23 protein-coding genes are annotated in these 19071 nt (G+C 51.8%); all 23 read right to left on the reverse strand.

All coding sequences use genetic code 11. The annotated features are described in order from the left end of the window. Window positions 1–5 precede the first annotated feature (5 nt). The 23 genes from CWI70_RS05815 to gspG (CWI70_RS05925) all read right to left on the reverse strand — a co-directional run bounded on the left by CWI70_RS05815 (window position 6) and on the right by gspG (CWI70_RS05925) (window position 19061). The gene (locus CWI70_RS05815) at window positions 6–545 is read right to left on the reverse strand and encodes a hypothetical protein (protein WP_126771366.1); all 540 of its coding nucleotides are present in this window, start codon (window positions 543–545) and stop codon (window positions 6–8) included. Further along, window positions 542–1111, reverse strand: a complete 570-nt coding sequence (locus CWI70_RS05820; RefSeq protein ID WP_126771368.1) for a hypothetical protein — start codon at window positions 1109–1111, stop codon at window positions 542–544. The genes CWI70_RS05815 and CWI70_RS05820 overlap by 4 nt, the downstream gene beginning before the upstream one ends. Beyond that, window positions 1104–2228 (reverse strand): hypothetical protein, encoded by a 1125-nt coding sequence (locus CWI70_RS05825; protein ID WP_126771369.1) that lies wholly within the window; start codon window positions 2226–2228, stop codon window positions 1104–1106. Before CWI70_RS05825 ends, CWI70_RS05820 begins: the two co-directional genes overlap by 8 nt. Beyond that, window positions 2221–3096 (reverse strand): general secretion pathway protein GspK, encoded by an 876-nt coding sequence (locus tag CWI70_RS05830; RefSeq protein WP_157980873.1) that lies wholly within the window; start codon window positions 3094–3096, stop codon window positions 2221–2223. Before CWI70_RS05830 ends, CWI70_RS05825 begins: the two co-directional genes overlap by 8 nt. Continuing rightward, the gene (locus CWI70_RS05835) at window positions 3089–3778 is read right to left on the reverse strand and encodes a prepilin-type N-terminal cleavage/methylation domain-containing protein (protein ID WP_126771373.1); all 690 of its coding nucleotides are present in this window, start codon (window positions 3776–3778) and stop codon (window positions 3089–3091) included. The genes CWI70_RS05830 and CWI70_RS05835 overlap by 8 nt, the downstream gene beginning before the upstream one ends. Further along, entirely contained in the window at window positions 3745–4176 is a 432-nt protein-coding gene (locus CWI70_RS05840; RefSeq protein ID WP_126771375.1) for a type II secretion system protein, read from the reverse strand. The genes CWI70_RS05835 and CWI70_RS05840 overlap by 34 nt, the downstream gene beginning before the upstream one ends. Further along, on the reverse strand, window positions 4163–4702 hold the full coding sequence (locus CWI70_RS05845) for a type II secretion system protein (RefSeq protein WP_126771376.1): 540 nt from the start codon (window positions 4700–4702) through the stop codon (window positions 4163–4165). The genes CWI70_RS05840 and CWI70_RS05845 overlap by 14 nt, the downstream gene beginning before the upstream one ends. Next, window positions 4699–5898, reverse strand: coding sequence for a type II secretion system F family protein (locus CWI70_RS05850; RefSeq protein ID WP_126771378.1), 1200 nt, complete (start codon window positions 5896–5898; stop codon window positions 4699–4701). The genes CWI70_RS05845 and CWI70_RS05850 overlap by 4 nt, the downstream gene beginning before the upstream one ends. Continuing rightward, the gene (locus CWI70_RS05855; RefSeq protein WP_126771380.1) at window positions 5898–7589 is read right to left on the reverse strand and encodes a GspE/PulE family protein; all 1692 of its coding nucleotides are present in this window, start codon (window positions 7587–7589) and stop codon (window positions 5898–5900) included. Before CWI70_RS05855 ends, CWI70_RS05850 begins: the two co-directional genes overlap by 1 nt. After that, window positions 7586–7981, reverse strand: coding sequence for a type II secretion system major pseudopilin GspG (gspG, locus tag CWI70_RS05860; protein ID WP_126771382.1), 396 nt, complete (start codon window positions 7979–7981; stop codon window positions 7586–7588). Before gspG (CWI70_RS05860) ends, CWI70_RS05855 begins: the two co-directional genes overlap by 4 nt. 12 nt (window positions 7982–7993) lie before the next feature. Further along, window positions 7994–10135, reverse strand: a complete 2142-nt coding sequence (locus CWI70_RS05865; RefSeq protein ID WP_157980874.1) for a YjbH domain-containing protein — start codon at window positions 10133–10135, stop codon at window positions 7994–7996. Beyond that, entirely contained in the window at window positions 10132–11019 is an 888-nt protein-coding gene (locus CWI70_RS05870; protein WP_126771386.1) for a capsule biosynthesis GfcC D2 domain-containing protein, read from the reverse strand. The genes CWI70_RS05865 and CWI70_RS05870 overlap by 4 nt, the downstream gene beginning before the upstream one ends. After that, window positions 11020–11703: a YjbF family lipoprotein gene (locus CWI70_RS05875; protein ID WP_126771388.1), complete on the reverse strand. Its 684-nt coding sequence runs from the start codon at window positions 11701–11703 to the stop codon at window positions 11020–11022. Between the two features lie 118 nt (window positions 11704–11821). Further along, entirely contained in the window at window positions 11822–12178 is a 357-nt protein-coding gene (locus CWI70_RS12430) for a hypothetical protein (RefSeq protein WP_198677656.1), read from the reverse strand. A gap of 81 nt (window positions 12179–12259) precedes the next feature. Then, a complete protein-coding gene (locus tag CWI70_RS05885; protein WP_126771390.1) occupies window positions 12260–13087 on the reverse strand; it encodes a mechanosensitive ion channel domain-containing protein in 828 nt (275 codons plus the stop codon). A 45-nt stretch (window positions 13088–13132) separates the two neighbouring features. Beyond that, a complete protein-coding gene (locus CWI70_RS05890) occupies window positions 13133–13906 on the reverse strand; it encodes a type II secretion system protein N (RefSeq protein ID WP_126771392.1) in 774 nt (257 codons plus the stop codon). Continuing rightward, complete coding sequence (gene gspM, locus CWI70_RS05895) at window positions 13903–14409, reverse strand: type II secretion system protein GspM (protein WP_126771393.1); 507 nt, start codon at window positions 14407–14409, stop codon at window positions 13903–13905. Before gspM ends, CWI70_RS05890 begins: the two co-directional genes overlap by 4 nt. 3 nt (window positions 14410–14412) lie before the next feature. Further along, a complete protein-coding gene (gene gspL / locus CWI70_RS05900) occupies window positions 14413–15564 on the reverse strand; it encodes a type II secretion system protein GspL (protein ID WP_126771395.1) in 1152 nt (383 codons plus the stop codon). Continuing rightward, complete coding sequence (gene gspK / locus CWI70_RS05905) at window positions 15564–16631, reverse strand: type II secretion system minor pseudopilin GspK (protein ID WP_126771397.1); 1068 nt, start codon at window positions 16629–16631, stop codon at window positions 15564–15566. Before gspK ends, gspL begins: the two co-directional genes overlap by 1 nt. Beyond that, window positions 16597–17457: a type II secretion system protein GspJ gene (locus CWI70_RS05910; RefSeq protein WP_126771399.1), complete on the reverse strand. Its 861-nt coding sequence runs from the start codon at window positions 17455–17457 to the stop codon at window positions 16597–16599. Before CWI70_RS05910 ends, gspK begins: the two co-directional genes overlap by 35 nt. Next, window positions 17454–18089: a type II secretion system minor pseudopilin GspI gene (gene gspI, locus CWI70_RS05915; protein ID WP_241967867.1), complete on the reverse strand. Its 636-nt coding sequence runs from the start codon at window positions 18087–18089 to the stop codon at window positions 17454–17456. The genes CWI70_RS05910 and gspI overlap by 4 nt, the downstream gene beginning before the upstream one ends. Then, window positions 18089–18673, reverse strand: coding sequence for a type II secretion system minor pseudopilin GspH (gspH, locus tag CWI70_RS05920; protein ID WP_126771403.1), 585 nt, complete (start codon window positions 18671–18673; stop codon window positions 18089–18091). The genes gspI and gspH overlap by 1 nt, the downstream gene beginning before the upstream one ends. Continuing rightward, on the reverse strand, window positions 18639–19061 hold the full coding sequence (gspG, locus tag CWI70_RS05925; RefSeq protein ID WP_126771405.1) for a type II secretion system major pseudopilin GspG: 423 nt from the start codon (window positions 19059–19061) through the stop codon (window positions 18639–18641). The genes gspH and gspG (CWI70_RS05925) overlap by 35 nt, the downstream gene beginning before the upstream one ends. Window positions 19062–19071: the final 10 nt, after the last annotated feature.

Raw genomic sequence — 19071 nt, forward strand, 5'->3', positions numbered from 1 at the left:
TTCTGCTATTCCTCTGCGTTGTGCTGGTCATCGAAAATCGGTACGACGATCGTCTCGTCAGCACGCTGGAACACAATCTCGTTCACGCGGACCGCGCTCACGTTGTACTCCCCTAAAGCTTCACCAACCGTGCGTTCGATAAGCTCGACGCTGCGGTCATCATTATTTTGTGCTTCCATAATAGCGACTTTCTGGGCGTTTTCTGTCGAAATAAGAATCGCTCTAAGTCTTATGCGTAGCGGCCCTACATCCACTCCACCAGGTAATAATGCTTGCTCAGCATCATCTTTGTCGCTGCTTGACGCTTGTTCAATCTGCTTGCGCACTTGTTCACGCTCGGCAAACCACGTTTGTAGCTCATCAAGGACTCGCGGTGTCGCCACTTGAATCTGTCCTGCGGATGCTAAATCTCGAGCGATTGAATCATTGTCGGCGCTTGCGATCCAGACCCGTTGACTAAAATCGAACAAGCAAAGTAAAGTCAGTGCGCCAGCCACACCTAAAGCGCGTTTGTCGATGTTTTGCAGACGCGAGGTCAAATTCATGAGCCCTCCTGGCTAGGCCTGCGCGTCGCAATCTCGAGCAGCAGCTCAATTTGCATCTGCGGGTCGCTCGATCTACCGCCGCGACGATTATTGCTCTTCCGTAAGCTAAAGTCGACATAGCGAATGGACGGCAATTGCTGCGTCATTACTAAGTGAGCCTCAGCCAATTGCGAAACAGCTCCACTTAAACGAATTTTTGCGCGTTGCACTTGCACCGTATCGGATACAGCTTGGCTCTCGGTTAGCCAATTAAATTCTTCTAGGCGTAATGAATGCTCACGCGCAACCCGTTGTATCTCACTTTGCAAGTCAATACGAAAAACAGTGCGGTCTGTTGCTACCGGAATAGCCTCGAGCAATTGCGCTTCGTTCGATTTAACTTGTTCGGCTAATTCCGCAACCTTTTGTTGGTTTTCTAATAACTGCTCACTGCGGCTTAATCGCTGTTCAAGCAAGCGCAGTTCTGTGTGCTCTTGGTCCTGATACTCCATCAGCGGCACAATCATAAACTGTATCGCTGCTAATACTCCCGCAATCAACAGAAGATTTTGCTGTGACTTAGTCATCAGTGGCGTCCTCTGCTGCAAGCTGCTGTGCTAGCTCGAATTTAATGATGAAGCGTTGCTGATTGCCGCTGGCTCGCACGGGAGAGTCAAAATCTGCATTAACCACCGCTGGCGAAGCACTCAATTGCTGTATAAACGGCAAAGCACCATCGGCAACAGCGCTGAGCATCAGGCTCTTAAAGTCACCGCGCAGAAAGTTTAAATCAACGTTTTGTTCTTCAATCACTCGGTAGGTGCGCCATAAGTTGTTCACGGCTTGCCAATTGGCTTGGTGTTGTTGCAATGTTTCGATCGTTGCTTGGGCGTTCTGCATTGCTGACTGCTGTTCTAACACAACACTCACGTCGTCTTGCATAGCGGTCAGTTGGGACTCTAGCCACCAACGCTGCGCCATCAAATAACCACTGGAGAGCACCGCATAGAGCACAACGACTGCGCCACACGCCACCAACGTTTGCTGCCAAGGAAAGCTTTTTGTTTGCCCGGAGCCTTGCCAACCCTGTTGCCAAATTGCTACACCAAGCTTACGCACGCCACGAATAAGCAGCGCTTGCAGTTGCGCCTCGCTGACCTGTTGTACCGCTTCGCTATGACCCGCACCTAGAGCAAGTTTAGCGGTTGTCGCATCACGCAACAGCGCTGACTTGCGCGCGGTCTGCCATTCTTTGCCTTGTTTATGCAAAAAATAAGCTGCTTTAGCACTGCTAACCTCATAAAAGCCGTCGTTTAACGCCGCGGCAACAACAAGAGTCTCGGGTAACACCACGTAACCGTGCTCAGCAAGCTTTTGCCCTTCTGCCGTGAGTTCAACAGTCAGCACTCGACGCTGCCCGTCTTGCTCATGCCCGATAAAATGCAAAACACCTGGGGCCGAATTTTGTAACGTTAGAATCTTTCGTAATTCGCGCTGCGATCGAATCGCAAAACTTTGCCACTTTTCTTGATAAAAAGTACGCGCCAAAACGACGACGGGAACACGTTTTTTAGGGACCGTGACAGCCTTAGCCTGAGAACCTTGATACCATTGCCCATCCGCGTTGACACGCCAAAGGCCACGCTCTAGTTGACTTGCTAGGCGCTTGAACAGACTCGTTTGCTTAGGCTTGGCTTCACTCATTCGGTATGCTTTTTTCTTCTCGTAGATAGCGCTTGTATTCTATCGTCCTTGGATGTTTATCATGCGTGGCGTAAATCACACCGCGCCGAAGTTGTTCCCCAGTTACCGGGTCAGTCACTGTTACACGCTGTTCGTCGCTCGGATACAAAGATACGCCAAAGCCTGTGTCTTGCCCTGAAAATTCTTCGTAAAGACGCGGGTTATACTCTCCCGAGCCGCGCAACGCTGTGATAGTATCAGCTTGCCCAGAGGTGAGCAAGACAGGGAGTAAGCCATCTGGCGCCCAAGCGCCGTTAAATGGCATGATCTTGGTGGTCACATAAGGGCGGATTCGTTCAATAATTGCGGACGTCCATCCGGGCACACTGGTAAGTTCATTAATGTGCTGAAAGTACAATCTATCGTCACGGTACAACTGCTCACGCAAGGTCAAGATCATATTATTGGCCTCAATCGAGGGCACGCCGGCGCGCACAAGCACATCGCGTAGCTGATCGTTGGCCTGATTGACCCCAACCAAGCTTCCAATGTTTTGCATCTGCACATCAATACCTTCAGCTAAACTTTTATACGCTTGTCGGTTGGGTAACTGCACGCGCATCACGTAATTATGAAAGTTCAAACCAGCGATGGGTTTACCTTCGCGCAACATATCGCTCCAATCGTTGGTCAGCATTAACATATCGAGGTAATTCGCTGCGGAGTGCAAAGCTAACTGCTTTTCGGTTTGCTTTTGCAACGCCAAGGCACGGTCTACCTGGCCTTTGGTGGTGTTGGACATAATCAGCAACAACACTGAAATGATGGCGACAATAAGTAACACTTGAAAGAGTGCCATGCCCTGCTGCTGTTGGCGCAATTTAGACATCGGAAGAATACCCTCCCAATATGTCGATCGCATTATCAGATACTGTGATTAACCAACTCATACCATTTAAATTGATCCGTATGGCAATAGGGTGGACCACTCGAGCCAAACCGTCATATTCGTTAAACCAGCGCGGCTCTAATACTTCACGGTTTTCTGCGGAAATCACGTCGCGGCGTTCATCGTAGTTGTTCCAGCCAAAATAGCTAAAGTCGAGTTCCGCGATGTTGTCATAAATCACTCGCCGGAAGTTAAACGGTAGATTTTGCTCTGGCTCTTCAAGACGAAAGCCTTTTAACGGCGCTTCTTCATAAATTAAGCGCCATGTACCGTCTTGGTTTTGCTCTTTGAACAATCGGTAGACCGCAGGCACTGTCGGATCTTGCACACTAGCTGACGAGACGGCGGTAAAACCTTCTTCACGACCAAGGAAGTAAAAGCCCAAATGGCCTGCTTGGCGGTTCTTATGCACCACCTTGGCAAAGGTGCTTTGCGTCACCCGCTGCACCAGCGTGGTCAAATGATGTCGCTGCATGGCGTCGTTCATGCTGCCTTTGTTGCGTTGCCAGTTTTGGGTGAAGTAGTCATAGGCGAGCGCACCGCCGAGCATCAGCAGTGACAACAGCACCATGGCGATCAGGGTTTCAACTAAGGTGAAGGCGCGCTGAGTCTTTCGTCCCATACTAGCTCCTCGTAGTTGAATTCGCGGCGGCTGGTGCCAAACTCCATGGTCAGGGTTACGGCGTACAAGCGATAACGCGGGCCGTACTCACGAAAGTCGAGTTCGGCGTCGCTAAAGTATTTTGCCGGTGCTTCGTAGGCCACTTGCTCGGCCTTCCAGGTCGCACGTACGCCTTGGCTAAACAGTTCTTGTTGGCGGCGGTCGGTGTGTTGCAAGTCAAATTCGATGGCACTGCGGAGCACTTCAACCTGAGTCAGTATGTGCGTTACTTCGGCGGCTTTGGCTGAGTTGCGCATATTATTTTGAAACGCCAGCATTGCGGTGACCACCGACGCGGTGAGTATGGTCATGGCAATCAACACTTCAATCAGGGTAAAGCCAGCACTAGCGCGACGCATCACTTGCCTCCTGCGTGTCTTGCTCGATGCGTGGCATATTCAACGCAACACTGCGCTCATTTGATGCTTCAAACCAGTAAAAGAAATCATTTGACCAAAAACCATGACTATTTAACTCAATTGATTGGTTTTTGAATTCAATTGAATTGAAATGAGCAATAATTGTGTCATTTGATGCTTTTTGGATAGAAATGCCATCATTTGATTGATTATTTTGCTCATATTCATCAATTGATGTGTTTTTGGACTCAATTGATTGCATAAATAAATCATTTGATATTTCTGAGCCCGTTTTTACAATCATTTGATTGTTTTTAGTCATCAAATGAATGTTTTTGAACTCGGTGTAGGCTTGAAATTGCAGATCATTGAGCAGGCGTAGCAACTGCTCCCGCTCTTGGGTGACTTTGCTGCGTTCGTATTGTTGCAAGGCGACAGGGCCAACGAGGCTGGCGGCGATGCCAATAATGCTTAACACCACCAGCAATTCGATAAGCGTAAAACCTAGGCGGCGTCGGCGGATCATATTGGCATGTCTGTGACGGCAGATATGCTCAGCATCATAATGACCACCACACTGCCTACCACAGCTCCCATGAAAAGAATCAATGCTGGTTCGAGTAAACTGGTGAAACGCGTCACCCAGTTGTAAAAGGTGCGGCGCGAACGGTCGGCAATCTCGCCAAATACGCGCGCGAGTTCGCCGCTTTCTTCACCGATTTTCAGTAGCGCCGCATAATATTGCGGGTACAGGCGTGTCTCACTGAGTGACTCTGCAAGGCTATTACCGCGGTTGATTTGCTCAGCAGCGCGGGCAACTTCTTGTTGCAGGCTCACCGTGCGCAAGGTTTTCTGCGCCAGTTTGATGCTACGGTCAATGGCCACACCGGACGACAGCATGACATTTAGCGCGGCATTAAAACGAATACGCTCGACCAGCAAGTTAGCGCCCGACACCACGGGCATGCGCTCACGCAACCACGAACGAAATTGCGCGACGGTCGGATGCGTCCGCCAACGCCACAGCACCAGCCCGCCGCCAGCGATAGCTGCCACCAGCCATAGCTGATACTGAATAAAGAAGTCACTCACTGCCAACAATGCCACGGTGTAACCCGGCAGACCTTGCTGGTCTTGGAACAAGGTGGTTAAGTTTGGCACCACGAAATTGAAGATAAACACAATGGCGGCAATACACACGGTCAAAATAACCGCTGGATAAACCAAGGCTTGTTTGATTTTGTCACTCAGGTCGAGCTGGTATTTCAGTTCGTCAGATAGGCGCTCAAAGGTCGCGGCCAGCTCACCGGTTTCTTCCGCGATTTGCACCAAGCCGACATACAGTGAGCTAAACACGGCATATGGCTGCAACGACGAAGATAACTTCTCACCTTGTTTGAGCTTTTGCAGTACGTCGCGCAAAAACTGGCGAAGCGCTGGTTTTTCAACGTTTTGCAGCAGAATTTCGAGGCCTTTGTCGACTTTAAGGCCCGACTTCAGCAACAGCGCCAGTTCTGAGGTAAAAAATTCAACGTCTTTTAAGTTCAGTTGCCGATCACCAAACAACGCTGCGCCGATGTCTTTTTGTTGCGGCTTTAAGCTCGACACCAGCAATTGCTGGGCGCTGAGTTTGGCTTTGGCGGCGGCTTCATCGACCGCTTCGACGGTGCCTTGTTGCTGCACCCCGCTCGCGTTGTAGGCGGTGTACTTGAACTGTGCCATTAGCCTGCCACCCGCACCACTTCGGCTAAGGTTGTTTCGCCGCGCATGGCTTTCAATACGCCGTCTTCAAGCAAGTTGCGGAAGCCCCGCTCGCGGTTCATACGCCGCGCTTTGGTCAAGAACTCCGCGTCGCCGAGTAAGGCTGTGAGCTCTTCGTCACAACGCATGTATTCAATCAGTGCCACGCGGCCTGAGTAGCCGGTGTGTGCGCATTTGTCGCAGCCTACGGCGCGATGAAAATCGGGTTGCACGCCAAAGCGTTCTTGCATCCACTGCATTTTCATTTGCCGATACTGTTGCTCGCCTTCGGCGTCCGGCGCTTTACAATGTGGGCACAGTTTACGTGCCAAGCGCTGACCAACAATCACTTTAATCGCTGCGGCCAGCAGGAATTCTTCAACGCCAAGGTCTAGTAAACGAGTGTAGGCGCTGGCGGCGTCATTGGTGTGCAAAGTACTAAAGACCAAGTGGCCGGTCAGCGCCGATTGCAGTGCAATACCTGCGGTTTCAGCATCACGGATCTCACCGACCATGATAATGTCGGGGTCTTGTCGCACCACCGAACGCAAAGCATTGGCGAAGGTAAAGCCAATGTCACTTTGCACCTGTACCTGGTTAATGCCGTCCAGTTGATACTCCACCGGATCTTCAATGGTGATGATTTTCACGTCCGGCGCATTGCGGCGTGATAAAAACGAGTACAAGCTCGTGGTTTTACCAGAGCCGGTTGGGCCGGTCAGCAAGATCACGCCTGACGTGGCTTGAATATCTTTCAATAACTCGGCTTCGACGTCGTGCTCGATACCGAGTGTTTTCACGTCGTAAGCAAGGCTATCTTGCAGCAAGAAACGCATGACCACGGACTCGCCTTCGCCCACTGGCAAGGCCGACACCCGCACGTCCACGTTCAAGCCGTCGATGCGCAATTCGATTTTACCGTCTTGCGGCCGCCGCTTTTCGGCAATGTCCATATTCGACAGCAACTTCAAGCGCGTGACGACTGGCAACACCATGTGCATGGGAATAAAATCGGCCTCATGCAACACACCATCGATGCGGTAACGCACGCGGCCTTTGCCCTTCCACGGCTCAATGTGCATATCTGATGCACGGCGACGCAGCGCCTTGGCCATCAAGTTGTTCAATAGGTTTACCGTTGGTGCTTCTGAGGCAAGTTCGCGCAGGCGGTCTTCTTCAAGCACACTCAAGTCCGCGCTGTCACTGCGCTCATTGGTGCTTTGTTGGTAGCGATTGAGCAGTTGGTTGTACTGCTCGTCGGTGGCAATCACCAATTGCAGTTCAGGCGCTTGGTGCACCGCAGCAAATTCAAGCAGTTCTGGTTTGGTCGGATTCACCACCGCAACGCGAATGGCAGCTTCCGAGACGGCAATCGGCAGGCAGTCGTGCGACATTAGCTGTCGCAGCAAGCTCTCGGGAAGTGCTTCTTGTAGCGCTTGCCACTGTTCATCGTCGTCGAGTAATGGCTCCAATTGCGCGCTGTCGAGCTGCGGTAGTTCGTAGACTTCTGCGTAATAGGCTGGTAAGTACTCCGAACTTAACGCCCCCATGCGCACCAAGATCTGTTCCAGTTGGCCGCCATTACGCGACTGGAACTGTAGCGCTTTGCTTAAATCGTCGTGATTCACGCGAAAGCGCTCGGTAAATAGTTGATGCACAGTTGTCTCGGTCATTTCAGAATAATGTCGGCGTTCGTGTCTTCGCCGCCTTCACTGCCATCGGCACCCAATGACATAAGGGTAAACGGCTTGCCGTTATCACCTGGCATTTTGTACACGTAGTCGTTGCCCCACGGATCCGGCGGTACTTCTTTTGGAAAGTACGGGCCTTGCCAGTTAGCTTCGTCGCTCGCCAGCAATTGATCAAGCTTCTCTGGATAACGCCCCATATCTAAACGATAAGTATTGAGCGAGGTTTCCAGCATTTTCATCTGGGTCTCAGCGGTTTTGATCTTCGACGAATCGACTTTCGAGAACATTTGCGGCGCAACTAAACTGGCCAGCAAGCCTAAAATCACGATAACGATCAACAGTTCGATCAAGGTGAAGCCGCGTTCACTTCTCATACATCCACTCCATTATTCTTTATAGAAAGGACTACGCTCGTCGGTGGAGTAGAACAGCTGAATTTGACGATTCAACATTTGACCACCATCGCGGGTGAGCGGCGTCCAACTGATCATGCCGCGGTTCGGGCTATGCTCAGTCTGTAACAAGTCGACAGGTATACTAATATAAAAGCCTTTGGTAAAGCTACCTTCGCCGTACTCTCGCGACGATAAATTGGTTTTGGCGGCATAGGCCCCCACTACGACACCGCTGCGGAATTTATGTTCCACATTCATTTGTACGCCGTTGTCCTGCGCCAAGAAGCGCCCTGCGGCAACTTTGAACAAAGTATTTGGCATAAACTCTGGCATGTAGTAACCGGTCACATGGCCGGTAAAGGTGTCGTAATCTAAGAAGCCGGTATGGCTATTGTAGTCACGTTGTTTCACCCAGTTTAAGTCAACGCCAACGGCCCAGTTGCTGTCGAGTTCGCGATACAACAACTCAGTACCTACACCACCGAACATGCGCTCGAGGTAACCGGCGTAATAGCTGGTGTATACATTCGGCGCTAATTGATTAATGTGGCTCAGCTGGAGGTTTTCCATCCAGATGTCACTGAAGGTCGCGTATTCGCGCACGTAGGTTCGTACCCGTGGCACTTTTGAATTGTACTGATCGACTAAGAAGTTAAAGTCGTCAAAGTTGGTCATCAAGTTGCCACTAAGGGTACCGTGCAAGAACGTTCCCGGTGCTACCCACATCGCTGCATTCACGTCGAGACCAAACTGATACATATAGAAGTTTTCTGGGTTACCAAAACTTTGCTCAAGGAACGGCTTCACACTGAGCGTTGGCCAAGTGATTTCGTTTTTGGCGATAAAGAACGGTTGGTCTTCGTAGGTTTCTAACGGCGTGTCTTTGCGCGTGAAGGCATCATCGATGGTGGTGGTGAAGTCTTGACGCTGGATCGCAGTACGCGCAGTGGCGATGTCGATTTCGGTGGTGTGGGTTTGGATTAAACCGCGGCGGTTCACCACGTCAATTTTTTCAACCCATTCCGGCATACGCTGTTCGGCAACTTTGGCGATGCGACGCAGTCCTTCTGCTTGCTCACGGAAACGTAATTGTTCACCGTAGACGCGTATGGTATCGATGTCATCAGAGTCTTCACTACGCGCAAGTTGCATACGCGTCGGCTCAACCCCGCCGTAAAAGCGGAGATCATTTGCGAACGCTAATACGCTGCGCCGGTTGGTGACATCGTTAATCCGCGGCAACGAGTTGCGCTTATTCGGTTCTGGCACTTCGCCACGTTTCGACTTCACTTGGCCGATTTCATTTAAGTCAAAGCTGGTCGAGAAGCCGAACATCCAGTTTTCGCCACGCTCGTAGCTGATTTTGAGCGTGAAGTGGTCGCCTAAGGCGTAATCGGCACCAAAGTTCCATGCGGAATCGGGCTGTAAGTCACCTAGGTAACGTTCGCGACTGTAATCATTACCGTCGTACTCGGCTTTCAATACGAGTGGATCGAATGGCGTTTGATAGGTCAGACCGCCGAATACGGAAGTGCGTCCGCGGAACCATTTATCGACTTCAAAACGGCCGCCGTAACCGCTGTAGCCGCTTTCGCGACGGCAAAAAGCATCATCAATTTCGCAAAACGGATTGTCTATGTTATCGCGGTTACCCATGTAGCCCCAACCAAGGCCAACGGTGAAATCGAGTGGCCCAAATTGTTTGCTGGCGACAATGTATTCACTAGCGAAGATGCCGGTGCCCGCTAAGTCACGCCAGCCAACCGCAACTTGCGGCAGCCAGTAGCTTTCTTTCAATAAGCGGATTTTGGCGTCAAAACCTTTGTCTTTGCCGGTTTGATCGCCACTAAAATTAGGATCGGCGCTGTAACGAATCGGGCGAATGTCGTTGTAGCGCACGGTGGTTTCTAACCATGGGAACAACTGCAAGCTTAGCGCAATTCTGCGGTATTCTTCGTTGTCGTAATACAGTCCCGAAAGTGTGCCATAGTCGGCAAACCGCGCTGTCGGCATTTGCATTAAACCGACACCACCAAAGTCTGATTGGTTTGCGGTGTCGGCTGCTGAATCTGGAGAATAAGAGAGCGCGGCGGTGACTGCGAGAGCCACCAAACTTCGGGAAACAACGGTCATGATTGAGGGTTCCAATAACGTGCGAGTTCTACAAGTTGTTGACCTAATGACTGCCATTGCTCTGGTAAGTCAGTCTTCGGCAGGTCAACCAAAATGAGGCCACCGACCGGCGGCATTGCTTTATCGTTTTCATAGTAAGCCACATTTGACGACTCCGTATGTCCCGTTAAGAACACTAGGTCGACACTGGTTAGCCCATGATGATTATTGAGAATACCACTACGCTCAAGTACGTCGCGCACGGAATCTTCTTCAGTAAAAGTTACTTTTTGCGCACCGTCGGCGGTCACTAAGGTTGCGTACCATTGGTTTGGCACTTCACGTGGTGGTAAAAAGCGATACGTGCCTTCTGGCAAGGTTGGGTTGTACTTTAAGCTGCTTACGGCATCGGTGAAACTACTAAAAAAGCTTGGACGCTCAAAACTGGTTCCCGATTGTTCGTCTTTACGATCAACGATCTTTGCGAAGCCCAACCATTCGGCACCGATCAGTGGCCACGTGCTAATTGCGGCATGCCATTTTTGTAATTTCGCTGCAGCGGCTTTGTTACCTTCGGTTTGCGTCCACTGCGCAAGCCCGTCGAGCTGCTTTAATAGCGCCTGACGTTGCTGATGGACTTTACGTGTTTGTTTCTGGCTGAGCAGCCGGCTCACCGGCCAGTATGCAGCGGGTTCCAACTCTGCAGCACGATAGATCTGCATAAGATTAGGTAAGCGCGTGAAACTGTACATTTGTTGGTCGATATTGACCTTCACCACGCGATCAAAAGGCGTCGCACCGTCTGGTTGCTTGGCTTCGGCCATTGCTGTCGTTGGTACAATCGCTAAACAAGTTACTGCCGTGAGTAAACCCCAAATTAGCTGAGAAAAAGGCCCGCATCGCATTTACAAATCTCCATTGAACGGTTTAATTTCCTGTAAAATACCATAGCCTAAATCTTTAGAGAGATAATGTTTTGCAAAGACAACGCGTCCATTCACTGCATAAAATTCGTTACTGAAGTTTTCTCCAGCAAAAACACCACGTTCGACAATTTTGGTGGCTTGTAGTTCAGTTCCGTCAGGGTGGCGATAGGTTTGTTGCGCTGCCACTTCGAAGGTAGATGATACTTTGATTTGGCGCAACACGTTGCTGCCATAATTACCCAATTCTACGGTGCGCTGCCAACTGTTATGACAATTGCTTTCGGTGTGTTGTGCTGCAGTCTGACGCACCCAACAGCTCAGCGGATCTGATGCCCAATCACTGGTATACAGCGGCACGCCTGGCATATTCGAGCTGCTGATCACACGGCCAAAGCGCGTGACAAAGGCTTCTTCACCGCCAGTGCGGTAAACCCGCTGTAACTCGGTTGCGCGATCGAGTACCGCTACAATACGCCCTGACGTTTCGGTGTCAAAGTAAGCCGCTGCATATGGCAAATCGGCGATTTCAGCTTCCGTTAAAACAACATCGTCATTGCCGAACAACGCTTCTTCAGCAGCGCCAGCAAGATTTTGCATACGCACACTGCAGCCTGAAAGTGCGAAAACGAAAACAACAAGACTAGCAAAACCGATCAAACGCATGAAAGTAAACCTTATTGACGGAAAAAGACGATAACGGAAATAAAAAACGCTCAAAAAAATACCGCAGTGCGCACCTGCGGTATTTCGTAGTTAAAGCCTGGGCTTTTTCACTACCGACTTACAACGTTGTTGTGGTCGTTGTAGTGGTGACTACCGGAGTAGTCGTAGTTGTTACCGGAGTCGTAGTGGTCGTCACTGGTGGCTCTGGTTCTGGCTCAGGTTCAGGCTCTGGCTCAGGTTCTGGCTCAGGCTCTGGTTCTGGCTCAGGCTCTGGTGGTAGCGGCGCTTCAGAGTCAGAATGATCAAGCGTGGCAAAAACTGTCAACGCGGCAATAGTGCCGGCTGCAATTGTGCCCTTGGTGAAGTGACCTACACCTTCGTCCTGACCTTCAGAAGTACCCGCACCGGTCTGAGCCATAGCAACAGGGCTTAAGATTAAGCTCACTGCGGCTGCTAAAGCAGTACGTTTCATCATAATTAATACACCTCTATGTGCTTATTGATTGGCCAATCAAGGAAATTTCTTCCCTAGACTTCATGAGATTAGCACTTTGTACTAATCTTGTGAAGCCTGTTTAAACAAATGTACATCCATTTGTGGATATGGAATACCGATGTCATTTTTATCAAGTGCGATCTTGATTTCACGCATCAAATCCCAGTACACCGGCCAATAGTCGGTACTCTTTACCCACGGACGTACAATAAAGTCGACTGACGAGTTGTTCAAAGCATGCACCTGAATGTTCCACTCAGGATCTTTTAACAAACGCTGATCGGCTTTTAATACGCTCTCCAACACTTCCTTGGTCTTATGCAAGTCAGCGTCGTAAGACACACCAATCAACAGATCTACACGACGCGTATCTTCGCGACTGTAGTTGGTGATCGGCTGCCCAGTGATCTGCGCATTAGGTACATATACAACCTTATTGTCAGGGGTTTTCAATACCGTTTGGAAAATATTTACTTCGTTAACGGTACCCGACACACCACCTGCATCGACGTATTCGCCAGCACGGAACGGGCGGAACATGATAATCAGCACCCCCGATGCCATATTGGACAGTGAACCCTGCAACGACAAACCGATAGCTAAACCAGCAGCACCCAAAATGGCGATGAACGAAGTGGTTTGCACGCCCACTTGTGATAATGCCATCAGGACTGCGGCAATGAAAATCACGCTTTTGACGATAGCACTTAAAAAGCTAATCACGGCGCCATCCACGCCTTTTCGCGTCATACCGCGACCAAGTAGCTTGGCAACGCTATTGGCGATCATCTTACCGATGATCAGAATTAAAATGGCGACCACAAACTTGATGACATAGCTGACAATCAAGTCTTGGTTTTCGGTTATCCAGTTCATGAATTGATCCATGTTGCGACTCCTTTTTTGTTATTGCCGCTGATAGTTGGCCTTAAATTAAAGCGTGAAATTAAAGCGGTACGCGCCGGTATTATCAGGGCGACCCAAAAATACGAGCATTTCGGATACTTCACGCGGCGTTTGCAAGCCAGGCTTTAGCGCACCTTGAATGCGAATTTGCGGTGCTTGCTGATTGCCGCCAACGGTCGTCGTAAAACTTAAACCTAAACGATTATTCGCTGCCATTTTAGCAACTATTTCGTTTTGTGCCGAACAACTTAAGGCGGTTCCGAACTCACCGAGTTCACTCCAGCGGTTATTGAAACGCACCGCTGTGCCGCGACTTTTTGCCGTGGCCTCTAGTTGGTTACACCATTGGCCACTAGCAAGATCAGTAAGTGTGTAATTGTCGAGCTGCAATGCCCAACGGCCATCTAAGGTGACTGGCACGGGTAGCCGATACGCTTGAATTGCTTCTTGCAGGTTGCCACTGAATTCGCCTTGCAGCTTGACACTACCATTCAGGCCAACGCTCGCTGTGCCTTGCCCCGTAATAGTGTTGCTTTGCGGAATGGTGAAATCAAGCAGCGCTTTGCCGCTAACAAGCGCCAGCGGTTTTAGTTGCCATTGAATGTTCTGCAAATTTACCGTCACCTGCGGACTAGCTGGGGCGCTGATGGACGCTTCGCCATTCCACAAAGTACCGGACACCGCACTTAGGCTGATACCACTTTGTTCAGGAATGAACCCCAGCACGGCGCGTGCTGGGGCGAACACCACTAAACCAATTAAATAGACGGGAATTAACCAAAGTAACCAGCGCCAACTCATGCCAGCCCCACTTTTAGACGACGTACGTGCACATGGCCCGGCTTATTGCCGCGGGTGATATCAAGTTGTTCGATGTTCAGGCCGCCTTGCGCTTGCAGCGCGTCTAACAGCGCTAGCACTTGGGTAAAGGGAACGTCATTCATGACCACCACCAGTGACTCACCCTCAGGGCTCATGCGTCCGACGTCAAGCTGGAAGCTGCGCGCTTGCTCGGTAATGATGCGCGGAATGTCAGTGGCTTGTGTGACGGCGCCGCTGGTACGATTTGGCCTTTGCGCCTGTTGGCTTAATGCAAGGTAGCGCCCAGCGTTTTCGCGCACCCAAGCGAGCGTTTCTTGTTGTGCGCTGCGTTGTAACTCGCGCTGTTCGATGCCGTTTTGCAACGGCTGCCACATGGCAAAATAGACCACGCAAATCGCCAGCACCACGCCAGCGATGCTCACTAACAAACGCTCGCGACTGTTCAGTTGCTGCCAACGCAGATGAACTTGTTCTTGCAACATAACTTAGGCCCCCCCGCCTGCGGTGACTTCTAACGCGCCACTCACCACGCCGTTCTGATTGGTGACTTGCCCTTGGTTGACGGTTAATCCGGTTTGGCTCGCCGCTTCTTGAAAGCGTTGTAGATTTTCGAAGTCTTCCACATTCACTTGCAGTTGTAGCGTGCCATTGTTGTAGCGCACGCGATCGAGCTCGACACTAGGTGTCGCACGGAACGCTGGTTCAAGTTGGCCAAACATGGCAAGGCCTGCATTGGTCGCCGTTGCTGAGTCGGTTGCTGTGGCGCTGGCACCGACACTGCTCAGCTGTTGCCGCAATTGGCTCCGCACGTTAACGATACGCGTGGTGTTCGGAAACGCTTCACGGTAGGTCGATTCGATGGCCTGTTGCAATTGCTGATTTTCTTGACCGAGTTGCACATAGGTCACGAATTGCTGGGCAAAGACCACAACCACGGCCACCGCAGCTGCAATCGCTGCTGGCTGCCATGGCATCGTCACGCTTTGTTTGCGGCGCTTGCGCACCACGCGGAATTCGCCGTGACGTAAATTGATGGTGTGCTTCGCGTGGTCGGCGGTAGCGACTTGCAGCGGCAATTCATACTGCGCACTAATGTCACTGGCCTCACTGTCGAACAGTGGCGGCACATCGGTACTGTAGGCCTGCCACTGGCTTTCGCGCACCAACAGGCTCGCGCCCAAGCGCAGTTTCACGCCTTGCTCGGTCACGGGTAAGGCAAAATAATCCGGATAGATCGCGTCGGCTTCGATGTTCGCCTGTTGCAGCGCGGCAAGCCAGTCTTGCATATGCGCCTTGCTCACCACGGTGACGGGGATTGGCGTATCCATACCTGCTGGTTTCGCATTGGCAGGCCAAGCAAAGTGCAAACTGTCGATGTCGCTGGCCAGCTCGTCTTCGAGGCTGTTCGGAATAAGCTGCGGCAACAAGCGCTGCGAGCCCGCGGGCAAGCGCACTTCGGTTAAGAGCACATCTTGCCCCGGCACCAGCACGGTAACGTTGCAGCGCTGTGCTTTATCGTGGAGCTGACTGAGCTCGCTCGGGTCGTTAAGCTCGCCACTGGCAATGACTTCTTGCTGGCTGGGATGCCAGATCAGCCAACGCACAGGCGTCGCCAGATGAATATAGAGCTGTTCCATTAAGGTTCTCCTAGTCCACGCAGCAGAACGACACTGTCATCTTCTGCCACGTAGAGTTTACTTTGCCCACGTAATTCCATGTCGCCGAATTGTACTTGGGTATCTAACTCGAAATAATTACTTTTTACCACCAAATCGTCAAACATCCCGCCCAGCGATTCGGCGGTAATGCCACTAGGGCGCGGTACGCCACCAAAATTTGGATTGATGGGCTGTCCGCTGGCTTGCGCCAAGATGCTGTTGTTGCGCGCATCTTCGATGCCATCATAGCCGTCGTCAGGACGATTCTCGAGGGCAGCCTTGCCTTCGTCGACAGTCAGCGCACCAAGGGTGATGGCATGGACTAACTCGCCGTGCTCCACCGTGTTGAAGTTTAATTCGTTTTTGTTGCTGTTCGGGATCACACAAACATACGGCTTCAACGCTTGGTATACCGGTTGGGTGATACCGCGGACGAGGCGCAGCTCGCTTTCATGAACAAAAAAGTCGTTGGCAGCTTGGTACGGCACGTTAAGACTCTCATAATCAGAACGTTCGGCACCATAGCTACTGGCCATTTGTTCGTCGCGGTCGAGCCAGTCCGCCATGCTCTCGACGATAACATCGGCTTTGTAATCGTCAATATCTGGCATCGCCGCTTGCAGCAGCATACGCATTTGGACTTTCCGGCGCACCAGCTGTTCGGTGCTCAGGCTGTCGCCTTTGAGTGCGTTCAGGTTGAAGCAGCTGTGTAGATCTTTAATCGCCACATTAGCGTTACCGCCACCTTCAAGCGGATAGACTCGCTCTTCTTCAGTTTGCAAGTACCAGACTTGGCCTTGATGGATGACGCCCTTGCTGTCTTTGACTTGTAGCTGTAGCAATTGCCGTGCGATTTCTTCGGCACTCAGCCAATACCAATAGGCTTGTTCGCTTTGCTGGTAGTTCATGGTGCGAATAACGTTCATTTGTAAACGCTTGCTCAGCTGCACTGCCAGCACGGTGACCAAGGCCACCACGAGCAGCACCATGATGAGCGCGACGCCGCCCTGTTTACGGGGAAGGCTGATTGGAACTTTGCGGTTCACTAAAGTCGCCTCCGTTTAAAATAAATACGCGTACGATTGTGCCCCAGCGCTCGGTTTCGAGGGTGACTTCGACGCCGTCAGGGATTTCCATTGGGCCGTCTTGTTCGGCCTGTGGTTGCTGATTCGGTGTGATGCCTAAGCCGCTGCGCTCGCTGCCTTTGATGATGGGCTCAACCTGAAATTCGGTCACGCCTTCAAGCACTACGCGCTCGGTTGGGTCACTGGTGGGACTCATATCGGCGTAGGTGTAGTGTTGGCGGACCAGTTGTTGGTCTTGGTTAATGATGTAGCGCACGGGTTGCAGTTCGCTGCGGGCCAGCAGGTTGCCAGGATTGAACCAGCCTGCGCGCACGTAGTAGTCGCCTTCGGGTGTGCGCCGTGACACGGCTTGGCGTAAGTCGTTCTCGATCATCAACATGGCTTGTTGCAACTGTTGTAATTCTTCACGTACTTCGGCGCTTTGTTCGTTGGTGCGCATCATGCTGTTCACCACCGCCGCGCTGGCCAAGCCAATGATCGCGAACACCACAATCGCCACCAACACCTCAACCAAGGTAAAGCCCGTATGCACCAGTTGGGTAGCCCGTGGTTCTACCACGGGGTGCGCCTGACGTTTCGGCAATGGTTGTTGCGTTCGAAGTGTAGCCCGTGGTTCTACCACGGGGTGTACCTGAAGTTTCGGCAATGGCGATTCAATTCGACCATGCCCCGCAGTAGAACTGCGGGCTACAACGGGGTGTGCCTGACGTTTCGGCAATGGCGGTTCAATTCGAGGGTGACCCGTGGTAGAACCACGGGGTACGGGTTGGTCGATGCGCGGGGTCATTGCGGGGCCCTAAGGTAGCGGCCGAGAATATAGCTTTTCTCGGTGCTGTCTTGACTGGGGCGGACGGTGACTTCGACGTAGCTGACGTCGGCGGTCACGGTTTCGGTGAAGGTGGCGCGCCAGTGCCATTGCTTGCTGGCGACGGTTTCGGTGCCCTGCTTCAGCTCGCGCGGATTCTCGCTCAAAGTGATGCGCGCCAAGGCATTCGCGGCGGCATAGCGCGCCATGGTGCGCTCTTCCATATAGGCGAGATCGTTCAAGTGATTGGTTGCGGCAGCAACCCCAGCCAATGCCGCCATCGCAAAAATCGCCAGCGCCGCCATCACTTCCACCAGCGTAAAGCCCGCATGCTTGGTAGCCCGTGGTTCTACCACGGGGGGAATCCGAATTGAACAACCATTATCGAAACGTGGGGCACACCCCGTGGTAGAACCACGGGTTACCACATCGGCGCAACGTGGGGCACACCCCGTCGTAGAACCACGGGTTACCACATCGGCGCAGCGTGGGGCACACCCCGTGGTAGAACCACGGGTTACCACATCGGCGCAACGTGGGGCACACCCCGTGGTAGAACCACGGGTTACAACATCGGTGCAACGGGGTACCACAACGACGGCGGGGGTGGACATCACTGAACCTCCTCCGCGCGTTGCAGGGTCAAATGGTAGCCATCTTCACTGCGTAGCACCCAACCTTGTCCATCAAGGCTGTTGAATGGCTGCAGACGCAACGTAAAAACCGAAATGTCGCCGCTACCCAAAATCCACAATTGCGGCTGCTGCGCTTCGCGCTCCTCGGTGCTCGTCGCTTCATCTTCTGGCGGCGCAAAAAACGCTTCCACCGCATCTTCGTCTTGCCCGAGCAACGCTTCGTTTTCACTCTGCAGCTCAAACACCACATCCTGCGGCCAGTCCTGCGCCCTTAAACCGCGAAAATCAAGCGGCTGCCACTGCTGCTCGCGCCACTGCACGAAAGTGTAGCCCTGCTCGTCAATCCGCAGACCTAAAACCGCATGCCGCAACAGCGCATATTCCTGCGCATAACGAATCCGTTGATACAAATCCTCGGCCGCGTCATCCAATGCATCATCTTGCTGGTCAGGCACGACAAAGGTGACCGCCACCGCCATCAAACCAATGATGGCAATGGTGACCATCACTTCAACGAGGGTAAAACCCTTAGTTGTTTTCAAGGTTCCAGTTACCGATGTCATCGTCGGTGCCTGGTTGACGGTCTTCGCCGGCAGAGAAAATATCAATATCGCTGTATTCGCCTGGGCTCAACAGCATGTATTCCGAACCGTAAGGGTCCAATGGTAAACGCTGAATATAACCACCACGGCGATAGTTGCGCGGTAATGGGTCAATGGTAGGCTCTTCAATAAGTGCCTCAAGCCCTTGCTCGGTGGTCGGAAACACACCGTTATCCAACTTGTATTGCGACAGTGCATTTTCCAGCGCCACAATGTCAGATTTCACTTTTTGACGGTTGGCTTGATCGGCCGAACCTAACACATTAGGTAGGATAAGCGTCGCCAACAGGCCCAAAATCACGATCACCACCATCACTTCGATCAGTGAAAAACCTTTGTTCTTTCTCATACTTCCTCCA

Source organism: Pseudidiomarina homiensis (assembly GCF_003987225.1).
In the GTDB taxonomy this organism is placed as follows: Bacteria; Pseudomonadota; Gammaproteobacteria; order Enterobacterales; family Alteromonadaceae; genus Pseudidiomarina; species Pseudidiomarina homiensis.